The organism is Sporosarcina contaminans, from assembly GCF_042679045.1.
Lineage (GTDB): Bacteria > Bacillota > Bacilli > Bacillales_A > Planococcaceae > Sporosarcina > Sporosarcina contaminans.
In genome coordinates this window covers 1-14,107 of sequence record NZ_JBHTLT010000100.1, presented here as the reverse complement: position 1 = coordinate 14,107, position 14,107 = coordinate 1, and the positions used below count along the sequence as shown (strand labels likewise).

Below are 14,107 nucleotides of genomic sequence, written 5' to 3'. Positions count from 1 at the left end.
CCACCTGTTCTATTTTAGGGACTTATTGGACAGCCCCTTTCTACCAAAACGATTAAAGATTGCTTAATCCGAAAATACCAATCCAAAATAATACTTTAAATCCGAGTGTAAGTACTCCTAAAATGAGTGAAGCTATCGCGATTCCTTTACCGACAGTTTTATTTAAACCAATTAGTCCAAAAACGATTGCCAAGATTCCTAAAAAGTAAGGAAAAAACGGTATAATATTAAAAATAACTCCAATAATCCCTAAAACCATTCCCGCGATTGCCAAACCATTGCTTTCATCCCTTTTTACAATAATTGTTTGTGACTCATTGTCCATTTTTCTGCCCCTTCCCGTATGCGAATTGGAATTCAATTTACAAAGGTATCGTATCACATACAAATACCCCCATCAACAAAATTCAGAATATTTACGATAGATCATACCTCCATCTTTTGAACATATTCAAAAGCCATAATAAAGCATATGTAAGTACTTCAAACGCATAAACCCGTTAAAGACGCTTAACGAATCAATTGAAAGTCTATTTATTCTTTTACAACTATTTAATTATGTTTGATATAATACATACGATCCTACTTTTAAAGACAGAGAGGAGTTTGAATACTATATGGAAAAACGTTTTGAGGTTAGTTTTAAAAATCCGGTACTTCGTACATGGATTATTATCTTTTTTCCATCATTTGTAATCGCATCTGTGCTTTTGTTTTTGACAAATATTCCATCGCCTTATATTACTTTTACTTTCACTACTGGATCATGGTTAATATTTTTTATATGGTACATCTTTTACAAGAATAAAAACAAAAGAATAATGAGTGATAACGAATCATCTTCATAAAATCAAGACTGGGACAAAACCCAGAACAGTCCACTATGTAGTCGTTGGACAGCTATACGTGTCCTAACAATACAAACTAAACAATGCACATTGCTCTTATCCAAATTCAACATAATTCCCTTTCCCATCGGGCTACTTTTACAGGCATGTATGTAACTTCCTTATAGCAAACAAAAAACACATAACCCATCCCCCAAACGCAAAAGCCTCGTCAAAAACGCATAACACCATTAAATAGACGCTTAATCCCCACCAATCCCACTTTCATCGACGAACGATACATATCCAAGTATTGATCCAATGAAATCGGGAATCTTAAAGCAAACAGAATAGATGGAGGACTTGAGTTGAAAACATATAAATGGATTATGCTCGTTTGCGTTTTGATCGCAGCAATCGGAAGCGCCACTTTTGTAAGCTATGCCACTTCTCTCAGTGCCGATTCGGAAAACGACACGCTCTATAAAAAAATCCAGCTATACGCCAAACAATTTGATATTGAGCCGATCGATGCAAAAATCGATCGGGTTTGGAAGGCGATTCCTGGATACAATGGGCAGCGCATTGATGTAAAAGCTTCGTACAATAAAATGAAGAAAGCCGGCAAGTTCGATCATGCCAAACTTGTATTTGAAGAAGTACCGCCCGCTGTCCATTTGGATGATCTATCACCTCCTCAGCCGATCTTCAGAGGGAATCCCGAAAAGCCAATGGTGTCCTTGCTCATTAATGTTGCCTGGGGAAATGAATTCATTCCGCCCATCCTCAACATTTTGAATGACCATCAAGTGAAAGCAACATTTTTCTTCGACGGTAGCTGGGTGAAAAAGAATCCGGATATTGCTTTGTTAATATACAATGAAGGGCATGAAATTGGCAATCATGCGTATAGCCATCCTGACCTTCAGCAACGCTCCAAAGCCGAAACTTTAGAAGAAATCCAAAAGACAAATGAGGTCATCTACCAAGCAATCGGTGTCCAGCCAAAATGGTTTGGACCGCCGAGCGGAAGCTTCAATCAGCAAACAATTGAAGCCGCACACGAATTGAATATGAAAACAATTTTATGGACAGTCGATACAGTCGATTGGAAAAAACCGAAACCTTCTGAAATGGTGAGACGAGTTGTATCTCAAGTGGAAAACGGCACGATGATTCTCATGCATCCAACTGATCCGGTCGTAAAAGGGTTAGATACAATGCTTACGGAAATCAAAGCGAAAAATCTCCAAATTGGTACAGTCAGTGATCTGATGAGCGAAAAGAGGGTTGATTGACAACTCGTGCCGATGCCTTTCTAAGATACGGTTATACAGCTTCCCCCTTCAAAATAAAATACAAAGGCAGGCCAATCAGAAATAGCCTGATCGGCTTGCCAAAATAATTATAGAAAAATAGTATCTTTTTGTTTCTCATTACAAACACGCATCCAACTCCCACATTTCAATACTCGTACTGCACTCTCATCGTTGATTGGATCATAATTTGCCCCCCTTCAATCGGCGTCGTACTATCCGACATGGCGACCGATTTGAAAGCGACCGGCTGTCCGCTTCTCTCAACTTCAATGATGTTGACTGGTTGAGGGTCTATTTGCAAATGCAATGTTTCTGCAATTGTCCGTGCTTTCGATTGAGCATTTTTTAAAGCTTTAACAATAGCTTCCTGCCTATGGAGCTCAATGTCTTCAACTGAAAATTCTACATTTGTCACCCTGTTTGCTCCATTCGCAACTGCAACATCAATCACAGCGCCCGCTTGCTGAACATCCGTTAGCGTCACTGCAATTGCATTCGTCACTTCATATCCTCGAAAAATTTGTTCTCCATCACGAAAATCATATCTAGGGAAAATCGTATAAGCCACTGTTTGAATATTTTCCCTTGGCACGCCCAAACGAAGTAACGATTGAATTACTTGATTCGTCAAAGCCGCATTTTCCTGCTGTGCCTCTTGCAGCTCTTCGCTTCGCGTATTGATTTCCAAATGAATGGTTGCAACATTTGGCTCAACCGCTACCTTCCCGTTTCCTACAACCGTAATGTGCCGGGAAGTTTTTTTCACCTGCTGATGAATATACGGATAATACAAAGCTTTCTCCTCCATTTGTTTGATTGGCAAAGCATTCGTTTGAAGCGTAGAATGTCAATAAACAACTAGTCAATGGCCATTTCCACAAAGTTCATTAATACAATATATGACTTCATACTCTATCAAATACAAAAACCTTCAACGTATAATGGGGTATAAATACTAACCGTGGGGGATGAATATCGCAGTTTGCATTCATAATTGTCCGAAAATCCCCGCATAGAACTAATCAATCCTATCCGTCAATAAACTGCTTTAGTCCGCCCACTTAAACTTTAAACAATTTGATCTGATCATAAAAATCTACCCAAAAAAACAAAAATAGAATCAATTTACCTCCATAAACTGACAAAGTATTCATTTTTCTTTATATATACTATACATAGTTACTAAATACATTTGGAAACGATGAAATACATCTCTTATTTGGGCACCTAAGATGTATGGAGTTACTGGTGCAACCGGCCTGATTAGACTTCGACCTTTTGTCGAGCTACTCGGGTTTTTATTTTGACGGAAAGGTGGATATGGACGGATGCGTATTGGAATTGTAGAGAATCATCCTGTAATGAGGAAAGGGTTAGTTTCCCTTTTTGCGGCGGATCAGCGATATGAAGTGGTCGGGGAAGCTGATCATAATGCAGATGCAATGAAACTACTTAGTAAAGTTAAGCCTGATCTATTTATCGTCGATTTACAGTTGGGACAAGAGTATGGTTTGGATTTCATCGTTGAAGCTAAAAAAAGAGGATATGCTGGCAAATTTCTCATTTTCACTTCTTCCATTAGTAAAAAAGATTTCTGGAGAGCTCAGGAGATCGGTGTAGAAGGATTAATTTTGAAGGAAGCCTTGCCGGAAGAAATCTTACACGCATTGCAGATCATCCAGAAAGGTCGAAAATATTACGATAGTAGTATTGTTGAGTTCAAAATCAATTCACATCGATTGCATTCGAATCAATACGACAGTATCGAACAGTTAACACCAAAGGAAATGGAGGTTTTATTGAAATTAGGAAAAGGATATTCCAATAAAGAAATTTCACAGGCCTTGTTTATAACTGAGTACACAGTGAAAAAACATGTTAGCCAAATTCTTTCAAAGTTGGAACTATCCGATCGTACACATGCTGCCTTATTTGCAAATGCCATCGGATTAGTAACGTATATGGCAAATTGATGCTAAAAAAGCTTCGCAAATGACGCGAAGCTTTTTAATTTTATAGATCAATCGGTAATACAGCGATTATAGGCTCCTCAACTTCAGTACGTTCCTCTTCCTCAGTTGTTTCATCTGCTGGAATGCTGTCATCTTCTTCATCTGTTTCCTCATCTATAGGCAAATCTATTTCCTCGCCCAACTCGGCATCTGGATTCGTTCCTTCTGCAGTGCCTTTCTCTTCCTCAAGTAATTCTCCATCTGTTTCTTCTGATTCTTCTTTCTCCTTCCCAAGATTTCCTTCTTCTCCAATTGCGTCTGCATCATCATTTGTCTCTGGCATATTTCCATTGCTACCGCCCGGATTCGGATTGGAAACCGGCGGAGTCATTTTACTATAATAGTCTAATTGTGCCATCGCTTCGGCAAGAGCGGCATCCAAGTCTGCTATAATTGCTGCTTTCTCGTCTGTTAGATCAATCTGCAAACCACCAAGAAGATTTGCTGCATAATCTTGCAGCATTTTAACTCGTAAAGCTGTTTCTTCCGCAGTGAATTGTGCCAATTCAGCATCTGCCCGCAATATTTCTTCTCTTATTGCCTCTCTCAATTCACCCATGAGCCGTTCTTTTTCACTCGCTATCGCCTGGTCGATTTGCTCAATCGAAGCTTCCTTTTTCGTTATGAACCAACTCGTAAATAAACTTTGGATATTTTGACCTGCGAACGCCTTATTCATTCCAGTACCAAGCGCTATACTCAGTAATAATACTGCACATAATATACATACTTTTTTGAAGCTTATGTTTGGAAGTTTCATATACACCATCCCTCCGATCAAGGTAAATAAGGACCCCCATACAGCAGGTCCTTATTGTCTTTCGGCGATATTATTTATTAATGCCTTCTACGATTGCATCCAATTCCGCCTGAGCTTCCAATAGAAGTCTCTTTCCAACCATAGTGATGATTTTATCTTGTTCGGCTATCAAGTTATTATTTAACTGCGTGATTTTTGTACGAAGCTCATCGATTTTCGCATCGATCAGTGCCTTAATTTCTTCAATCGTTAAATCTGTATTTTTATCTAACTGTGCTTGAAGATCCTCTTTTGCATATTTAATGGTTTCCTCTAAATCATTAACTGCATTTTCTGTCGTCGCTTTAACGTCTTCAATCATTTTCTTCTGCGCTTCGCTTCCAGCTGTATTTGCATGTTTCTTTAAATCTTCATTAGCATATTCCAATGCTTTTTGGCCAGTTTCATTAATCAACCCTGCGGCAAAATCTTTAAGCGACTTGAATTGGCTCGATAGATAGCTTTCGATATGTGCTTTTTGCTCTTTTATCGAATCGATATGATTTCTGGCACTAGCTTCAATTCCTTTGTTCGTTGCTGCTGTAACGAATTCCCCTCGCTCGCCAATTTTATTTGACGCATCTTCTTTCAGTCCATTATATTCAGTCAAAAGCCCATCAACTTTGCCCTCACCGTAGTTTGCAACAGCTTCGGTAATTTGATTGCTCGATTTAGTAAATTGTGCGTCATACCAATTTTTCAAATGTGTCCCTGCATCTGTTGCACCGAGGGCAACTCCTACTCCCGATAGCAATCCAATCGCGACTGTTCCTGCAATGACTTTTCCTTTAACTGTTTTTAGCATGTAATTCTCTCCTTTGATTATCGTTTACTCATCCAATAGTTCTTCTATCATCTGTTCTACTTCGAATGTGATGTCGGCTTCGATATTAAGCTCGTTGATATAATCATCGAAGCTGTCTTGCTGCAAGTCTGCAACGATTTCATTTAGCTCTTTAACCATTTCAGCCTGTTGTATTTCGATATCTGTTTGTGTATTCTTGATGCTTTCATCACGCAGAATATCAAGGACTGTGTGAAAGGATTTTTTTGATTCCGTTACAAACTGGTTGAAATCTGCTAAACCATCTGCAATTTGTACTCCTGTCACAGTTCCCAAAATCTCGCTTTTTTGCTGAAACGCATCTTCATACCAGCTATAGAGATTCTGTGTTAGATTTGAATATGCATAAATCGTCGTCCCTGCACTTAATAAAATAACTAATAGAATGCAACTTCCTAATACTTTCTTCATCGCTCTGCACCTCTTAATTCATCTCCCCCATTTGAAAGAAAGTTGTATGTTTTTCAAACTATTCTTAGTATAGGTACATTAAGTTCGGACAACCTCCCTCTTACGAGTAATCTTTCAATGGCCAATTCGTCTACTGTAGTATTCTACTTTGGTGTAATTGCTTGTCTAACGAGGCAGCGATATAATTGGAAATCGTCTACTCCACAGATTACAATCCATTGAATGCAAAAAAGGCTTCGCAGAGATTTCTCTCCACAAAGCCTTATTCCTATCCAATTTATCAAATCAATTTTACTTCACATAAATATCTCGATTAAAGATTGCTTCGTTGCCCTCATAATCTTGCACAGGTGAAAATCGATCATAAACTAATCTGACACTTAATTTGTTTCGAAGAGGGTATAAGTCAACGTATTCCGAGTTTCTTGCGCCACGTGAATATTTAGATGAGTCGACTACTTCGATAATATAATCGCCATAATCATATTTGCCATTTCCGTTTGTATCAAAGTAAATGACATCCCTAATTCTACCATCAATCGGCACGTTATCTGCTACTGACGCTCTAATATTCGCTATAAATGTAGCATCCGTCCTAGAGCGCTCTATTGAAGCAATCGAGCTTCCATCTAAAATATGACCATCTAAAGTAATTTCAAGATCATTTGCATCCAATGCTCTGATCGTGTTACTAAATTCTAAGATTAGCGAAGACCCGTCAGGACTGACTGAAGCATAAGTCAGCTCTGGCTGTACTCCACTATAGAATGTTACATTTCCTGCCCCAGGCGATGCAATTGTGTTGCCCGCATTGTCTCGGATATTGTTTACAGTAAATAGCGCCGTTTTAGTTGACGGAATTCCGGATGACGGAACATGCACTGTCACGACCACAGATGTTGCCCGATCAGCCGTTCCAGTGATAGAAGTTGTAACGTAAGAACCGACCGGCAATGCTTTGTTATCCCAAGTATAGTTATTGATGTCTTGGACGGTATCCAAGTTTACACCACTGTCCGCATCAGAAACAGTGTAAGTTGCAGCTTGTTCGCCATAGTAAGATCCGTTTGGCAATGAACCTGTCGTAACCCCTGTAACAACTGGACGAACAGCATCATAAACAGTTCCATTTTCTACGACAAACGTTTGTGTTGCAATCGCATTTGGATTTGGAACGCCTGCTTTATCCACTACTGTATTAGCTGGAATACGCAATTGATACGTACCATTCGGTAATGGATAATGAATGGATAATATATTATTCGTAATCGTTGAGTTTTGCGAGTTGTAGTAATTCAGATTGACCGGTGTAGCCACTCCTGTTCGTTGGTCGATAACCGTTACTGAATTGTATCTGCCCATGGCAATATCTTCCGTAAAGTTCGCTACAATCTTTCCGTCTTTGTATTCAACGTTTATGAGCGCAGGAGCTATCGTATCTCGTTCCAATGTTACATTTGTTGAATACAGCTCGGCATTGTTACCTACCGTATCTTTCACATCCGCATCGACAAACAAGACTGCATTATATTTATCTTGATAAAATGCATTTGTCCCTGTTAAAACAACTGTTTTCGCATCTTTGCCTGCAGCTGCAGTTAAATGAGTAATCGTTCCGTTCGAATGAACAAGGCGCGCTTTTCCTGTAAAGGATGCGATGTTCATTTCTTTGTCGTACGTCAATTCAATCCGGTTTTCGCCGATCACTTTGACATCTTTGACAGATGGCGCTACCGTATCTGCAGTAATTTTAATGGATGCTTCCACCGGGTTTGGAGATGCAAAATTGTTGCCATAGTCTTTCACGTTCAGCAATTTCACCGTTGCAGTTGTACCAGCCTCGATTTGTTTGCTTGCTGTTACATTTAAACGGTTCGGATTGGACGGATCGTTAGTGACTGTAGCAACTGTATCATTGACATATGCAATGACACCCGCTGCGTTAACTGGCTCATCGAATAGCACTGCAAATGAATTCGTTGACGTTTTCGCAGTGGCGGAGCCCGATACAAATTTTGGTGCTACCGTATCCTTCGCCTTCAAGATCTCCGTGTACTCCTCGAACTTCCCGCCATTTGCCGCCTGAATGGCATCTGTCGCTTTCACCGCATATTCTCCGTCAAAAATCCAGTCAGCTGTAATTGTTAATGTTTTTCCATCTTCGGATAGGACACCTGTTAGTTTTCCTGGGTTCGTTGTCGAACCGGATACCGATGTAAACATAATGTTTCGTACATGATTGGTTCCATCTAAGACAGAAGACTTCGAAACTGCAGTCGCAAATTTCACTTCGACTTGTTTCGCATTGATTGCCTTCACTTCTGTTACGAAGCGATCATCTGCTGCATAGTCAAACTTCATTTCAATCGTTTTTTCAGCTGTCGAATCACCTTTTGTAAGGGTTACGACATAGCTTCCTGCCTCTTTTCCTTCAGCTGCTTTTGCAGTGACGCCTTTTTCAGCTATGAGAGAATCTACATATTTTTGGACGGCTGCCAATTTGTTTTGAGCAGTTGCCGATGGGCCGCCAGAAACTGTGACCGCACCCGCTTTTATTTGGTCGGCAGCTGCATCGACCGCCACTTGATCCTCATCTACTTTTGGCGTTACAAACGCTTCTCCTCTAAAAACAAATGAAGCCATTTGACCACGTGTTACAAATGCGTTTGGTGAGAAAGTAGTCGGTGTTGTGCCTGTCGTAATATCATGTGCATAAAGTGTGCGGACAAATTCCATATGCCATTGTCTTTCATTAATATCCGTAAATGGAAGATAGATCGGCTGATCCTCCAAATCAAATCCAAGCACAAGGATTTTGGACATTTGCGCTCTTGTTAAGCTATCATTCGGTCTAAATGTATTATCCTCATAACCTGAAATGATACCCTCTTCAACAAGCGCAGCGATATATTTATAATACGCATTCGTCTTGCTCACATCTTTGAAGCCCGGATCTTTCACATTATTTGTATCCAAATCCAATACCATTGCCAACAGCTTTGCCGCATCTTGTCGTGTAATGTTCTGGCCTGGCTTGAACGTACCATCCGCATATCCGCTAATCATACCAGCCGCAGAATATTTCATAACCGCTTCGTAAAAGTGATGGCTTGGTATATCCCTTACATCAGAAAATGATGGCGTTTCCGCCTTTGTATGTACTGGCGCTGCCGCAACAAACGCTCCACCAACTACTGCCGTTGCCAATGTCGCTTTGAATGCTTTTTGATAGCTCTGTTTCTTCATCATTAAACCCCCAACCCCTTTATATAATTATGTTTCTATCACAAAATTTAACGTAATAATAGCAATTTACTAACCTATTATCAGTATAATTTAACTGGAAGTTTTGTGCAACTTGATGTATAGGACTGTAGCAGGATTTGATTTGTCTGGAAAGATAAAAAATAAAAAAAATCCAGCATATCGCTTAAACTGTACCTTATAAGATGGACGTCGAGGAAACTGTTGGGACAACGCATCCCAAGAATCGTACTTTGGGCATTTTAAAGATGAAACCTCTATAAAAGAATGTGTAACATTAGAACAGGTAAAGCAAGAAACCATAAGATATATGACGTACTACAATTATTATTGAGGTCAGTGGAATTTTAAAAAGCTACCGCCTGTAAAATACAGACAGTAGCTTCAGCAATCCTTTACAAAGGGCACAGTTTACCTTGTATAGCTGACTTTCTTTTAACAATAGACAACTTCTGGCGAATACACTATGAATTAGTTCAATACATGCGGAGGCCCTACATCTGGCTCATTTTGAATTTCGATATCAGCTGGGCTCCATGCAAGACATAGCATAATGCCAAATGCAAAACTTAAATAGATGATCCGCTTCTTCAATTCCTTCACCTCCTTTCCCTTGTGAGTCGTTCATAAGCGACAATGCATAATGTCTGGCATTCGTGTGCTAACTTATATCTTTTTCGGTTTGCATAATAGAGTGCCATATGCCGTGACGCATCTTTCAACTCTTTCCATTCTTCATGAGAATAAAAATAACGGATGCACAACAGCATACTCTGTTCATAGCGTTGGAACTCATGAACTGCATGGAACATCTTTGCTTCAAAGTAATTTAATTGCATGCATTCCCTTTCCGACAATGGCATTCGCCGGATTAGCCTAATGATTTCCCCAACTGCCATGAAGTCTTCCATGCTGTTCAATATCGTTAGTTTCATTTTGTACGATACAAATAGATTGGAGCTATTCAATCGCTGCTTCATTTCTATGCTTTGGTTAATCGTTTTAAGTGCGTCATAGTAGTTTTTTTCATGCCATTGGACAATCGCCAAATTGTGATAAAGCCTTGCAGTCGTTTCGTTTATTTGTCCGCCTAATACACTCAATCCCTTTTTAATATGTGGAAAAGCTTCAGCATATTTTTGTTGTTCCAAGTACAAAGCGGCAATTAAATTATAGCAATCGCCGGTGGCAGTCCAATCATGGAGCTCCAAATACCCATGCTGTGCTTTATAAGCATATTGAAGTGCTTCGGCATAGTCATATAAATGATAGAGTGCGAGTGAAATATTGTAATAGATCTTCGCTCTTGTATAATCATCTTTTATCATTTCAAGGGCGTCTTTGAATTGTTCTATGCTTTGTAGATACTGTTTATTGAAGTAATCATACAAGCCTAAGATGTATGTGGATATTCCATTCAGTGGTGTTCCAAGAGTCTTAATTGAATTCCTGGGGATGTGGGCAATTTCTGTAGAGTAGTGTTTCTGGGCTTCGGTTATTTGGCCAGCTTTTACCAGTTCGGCGTATTGCAACAAGTTATAGATAGCTTCTTGCGATAATGATGGAATGTACGTAAATTTGGTGGCATGTTTTGCTTTAAAACGGGGAAGATCTTCCATGTTTTCTCTGAGCAGATGTTCATACTTCATCAATACGCTTTGCAGTTCTGAATCATGCGTATGATGCTTGTACAAATATGGAGCTGGAACGTTAAACCGATCGGCAAGCAATTCAAGAACATCTTTAGAAGGCTCAAAACGTCCACTTTCAATATTGCTATAATGGGAGGCGGAAATAATACCGGTACTCGCCTCCTTTTGAGACAATCCTACTGCTTCCCGTAATTTCCGGATTCGGATGCCGATATGCATAAAATTTCCTCCAATCCATCTTCTTACATTTAATTGTAATGAAAAGCTCATATACTTTCAAGTAAATAATTTAATAATTACATATATTCTAACTTTAAAATTTGATTTGCCGATAGACAAATGATTCTTCCTTCCTTTATATAGAAGAAACGATCTATTTTTTTCTATTAACTTTTTCTTTTTCTCCCCGATTTCATAGCTGTTCAATAGGTTGATTTGCTAATTGTTTTGTCAAATAAACAAATGAAATGTCGTTTCTTCCACGTCCCGCTCTACGTCAGTTCATTAATTATGTATTTAACCAATATTTAAACTATTCTATACAAGATGCTATACTAATAGTATGTTGGACAACATACTATTAGAAGGCGGACTGGCCAGCCGGCTTCCCAAAGGAGAAGAGATCATGAAAAAGGTTGTCACATTTGTCTTGGCAGGGTTCCTTGTTGGTAGTACACAGTTTTCCGTCCAAGCATCAACCATCTCGTACGCAGATCAAATCGTCTCCATGCAACCCGGCGTCACAGCGGAAGAACTCGCTGAACAAGTGGAAGAGTTGGTCCTTTCCACCGGTATGAGCGAGGAAGAAATTTACGAAGCAATGTATAAAGAGATTGAAAATCAAAATGAAATGGCAGCTTTGGAAGCAAAACAACTATCCGAAGAATATGAAGATTACTCTGCTTCTGAAGATGCGGAAATCCAAGGTGGCGGCGGATCCGCGCTTTACATCGTCGGTCCGAGCTCTCGTGGGGATTTTTATTATACCCCTTCCGCAACCGCATACGTGAATCATGGGCATGTCGGTTTATACTATTCCAGCAATGTTATCGTGGAATCAATTTACCCTTCAGGCGTTCGCAGTATTTCAGCGAACGTTCGGAAGGTAGATAAAGGGGCTGTTGTTAAATCGATATCAACAACCCTTAACAACAAAAATAACGCCACATCATGGGCTTACAGTCAAATTGGTCAACCATATTCGCTCAATTTCGCCAACAACCGCAATACAGGCCATAACGGTGCTAAAAACTGTTCAAAGTTGATTTGGTCGGCATTCAAACTGAACGGTAACTTGGACCTTGATGTCGATAAAGGGTTCGGCGTATATCCAAGGGATGTACGTGACGCACCGCAAACACAGCTTAAGCGCAAAATTTAAAGTATCGCGGAACGAAGCAATACCCACGACTCCAATGGTGCTTCGTTCCGTTTCCCCTTAGGAGGCGGAAAGCTATGAATAAAAAGTGGTTAATTGGTGGACTGATCTGTTTGATCGCTATTATTTGCGTTTCTTTTTTCGCTTTCAACCGGCAATCTTCTATTTCTACATTATCTTACAAAACATTACCCCCACAGCTTATCGAGACTACAAAAACGATACTATATTTCTCCACAACTGCCGATCAGGATATGAACCGTGACGGACTGAGCTTTGCCGTGTTCGTTGACAATAAAGGTGATACGGATATTTACGAAATGGAAGGGTTAGAGTTAGGCACCGTTCTTGCAACAAACGACGCATTTTTTATGGAGGATCGGAGCAATGTATTTTTGATAAATTCTACGGGATTGAAGACATTTCCAATGGAAACTGAAGAGCATACTGGGGAGGTGACGGGTTTTCAAGATGGACTATTTTATAGTGTGAATAATTCTGGCTTTACCCAAGATGGCGGCTACTCCTCAAGAGTTAGATTCGGCGATGAAAACGGCTTTGACACCATGTCCATTCCATATTATTTACATATGTCCGGCATTGCAGACGGAGAACTGCTCATGGTGACGGATGAATCTGAGGAATCTGAGGAAATTTCATTGCAACGAATGCCGCTCCAAAGAGACATCGAGATCGAAAAAATCGTATCCCTCGGTCCACTTGGGGAACGTCTTGGCCTATCACCTATTCTGAAAGAGAACAGCATGTACTATATGATAATGAGCGATACCGAAAAACTAACTAGCGAAATTTATGCGGTTAACGAACAGACAAAAAGCGTCACCACAATTCCATTCTTCACGTTTAAGGATGCCGAAGATTACAGGCTGCGCATTCCATTTAATCTTAGAAACGCATCCGCCATTCATAATGGCATATTGTATTATGTGGACGGTATAGGAGAAGTTCACCTATACAATACCATTACTAACACCGTTGAGCCTTCTTTCTTTATCGAAGGCATCGATGAGGCATCTCCATACATGGCAGAGCAAACCTTCTTCAAAGACGGCAATTTATACGTTTTCCGCTATGACGCAGATGCGGGTGATGAGAAAACAAGATCTCACGTAATTGACACTTACGACCTATCCTCACAAAAACGAACAAATAAATTAACAATAGAAGACATTGACTCCATGTACACATACGCCAAACAGAAAGGTAAACAAATCACTTCCTATGACTTTTTTGTTCGGTGAGAACAAATATTCTGTCCTTTAAATATTTGTAATTGAAACTTCTCAATTGATTGGCTTCTGTTGTTGAGCTATAAAAACATAAAACGATTCTATGGAGATCGGTAACACAGAAAAATTAGCTAATTCGTCTCGGATTCAATAGTGCCAAGCAAAAAAGAGCAGCACGGCCATTGGCGATTACATTTGCATAACTTGCCTCAATGACTCTGCTCAAAAAACTCAGCCGATCACATTGGCACTGCCTGTCGTTTTTGAGACAATAATAAAACACCTTCTAAGCAGCCTTTAGTCGGTATTCAACCGGCGATTGGCTGTTTAGTTTCGCTTGAATTCGGATAT

12 protein-coding genes, 1 pseudogene and 1 riboswitch are annotated in these 14,107 nt (G+C 39.8%); of the genes and pseudogenes, 5 read left to right on the top strand and 8 right to left on the bottom strand.

The genetic code is table 11. From position 1 onward, the window contains the following. Positions 1–52 precede the first annotated feature (52 nt). Positions 53–325, bottom strand: coding sequence for a DUF4190 domain-containing protein (locus ACFQ38_RS12545; RefSeq protein ID WP_381481248.1), 273 nt, complete (start codon positions 323–325; stop codon positions 53–55). A gap of 870 nt (positions 326–1,195) precedes the next feature. Between ACFQ38_RS12545 and ACFQ38_RS12540 the strand changes: the two genes are divergently transcribed. Further along, entirely contained in the window at positions 1,196–2,125 is a 930-nt protein-coding gene (locus ACFQ38_RS12540) for a polysaccharide deacetylase family protein (protein ID WP_336823770.1), read from the top strand. A 166-nt stretch (positions 2,126–2,291) separates the two neighbouring features. On the opposite strand, the gene ACFQ38_RS12535 is transcribed toward ACFQ38_RS12540, so the two are convergent. Beyond that, entirely contained in the window at positions 2,292–2,939 is a 648-nt protein-coding gene (locus ACFQ38_RS12535) for an SIMPL domain-containing protein (RefSeq protein WP_381481246.1), read from the bottom strand. Between the two features lie 392 nt (positions 2,940–3,331). Continuing rightward, positions 3,332–3,415, top strand: a riboswitch (cyclic di-GMP riboswitch). 59 nt (positions 3,416–3,474) lie between these two features. Here ACFQ38_RS12535 and ACFQ38_RS12530 point away from each other — a divergent pair. Then, positions 3,475–4,119 (top strand): response regulator, encoded by a 645-nt coding sequence (locus ACFQ38_RS12530; protein WP_381481244.1) that lies wholly within the window; start codon positions 3,475–3,477, stop codon positions 4,117–4,119. A 40-nt stretch (positions 4,120–4,159) separates the two neighbouring features. Here the strand turns inward: ACFQ38_RS12530 and ACFQ38_RS12525 are convergent, their stop codons facing one another. From ACFQ38_RS12525 to ACFQ38_RS12510, 4 genes are all read right to left on the bottom strand, one after another. Further along, on the bottom strand, positions 4,160–4,918 hold the full coding sequence (locus ACFQ38_RS12525; protein ID WP_381481242.1) for a hypothetical protein: 759 nt from the start codon (positions 4,916–4,918) through the stop codon (positions 4,160–4,162). Between the two features lie 70 nt (positions 4,919–4,988). Continuing rightward, positions 4,989–5,762: a hypothetical protein gene (locus tag ACFQ38_RS12520; protein ID WP_381481241.1), complete on the bottom strand. Its 774-nt coding sequence runs from the start codon at positions 5,760–5,762 to the stop codon at positions 4,989–4,991. 24 nt (positions 5,763–5,786) lie between these two features. After that, positions 5,787–6,212 carry a hypothetical protein gene (locus ACFQ38_RS12515; protein WP_336823765.1) on the bottom strand — a complete coding sequence of 142 codons (426 nt, stop codon included), beginning with the start codon at positions 6,210–6,212 and terminating at the stop codon, positions 5,787–5,789. Between the two features lie 291 nt (positions 6,213–6,503). Continuing rightward, entirely contained in the window at positions 6,504–9,461 is a 2,958-nt protein-coding gene (locus tag ACFQ38_RS12510) for an S-layer homology domain-containing protein (protein WP_381481239.1), read from the bottom strand. 205 nt (positions 9,462–9,666) lie between these two features. Here ACFQ38_RS12510 and ACFQ38_RS12505 point away from each other — a divergent pair. After that, positions 9,667–9,810, top strand: a pseudogene (locus ACFQ38_RS12505) (IS3 family transposase); the annotation flags it as partial. 137 nt (positions 9,811–9,947) lie between these two features. Here the strand turns inward: ACFQ38_RS12505 and ACFQ38_RS12500 are convergent. Both ACFQ38_RS12500 and ACFQ38_RS12495 read right to left on the bottom strand, forming a co-directional pair. Continuing rightward, on the bottom strand, positions 9,948–10,070 hold the full coding sequence (locus ACFQ38_RS12500; protein ID WP_336823763.1) for a hypothetical protein: 123 nt from the start codon (positions 10,068–10,070) through the stop codon (positions 9,948–9,950). A gap of 5 nt (positions 10,071–10,075) precedes the next feature. After that, a complete protein-coding gene (locus tag ACFQ38_RS12495; RefSeq protein WP_381481236.1) occupies positions 10,076–11,347 on the bottom strand; it encodes a helix-turn-helix domain-containing protein in 1,272 nt (423 codons plus the stop codon). A gap of 406 nt (positions 11,348–11,753) precedes the next feature. On the opposite strand from ACFQ38_RS12495, the gene ACFQ38_RS12490 reads away from it, so the two are divergent. Beyond that, entirely contained in the window at positions 11,754–12,509 is a 756-nt protein-coding gene (locus ACFQ38_RS12490) for a hypothetical protein (protein WP_336823761.1), read from the top strand. 74 nt (positions 12,510–12,583) lie between these two features. After that, positions 12,584–13,768 carry a hypothetical protein gene (locus ACFQ38_RS12485; RefSeq protein WP_381481234.1) on the top strand — a complete coding sequence of 395 codons (1,185 nt, stop codon included), beginning with the start codon at positions 12,584–12,586 and terminating at the stop codon, positions 13,766–13,768. Positions 13,769–14,107: the final 339 nt, after the last annotated feature.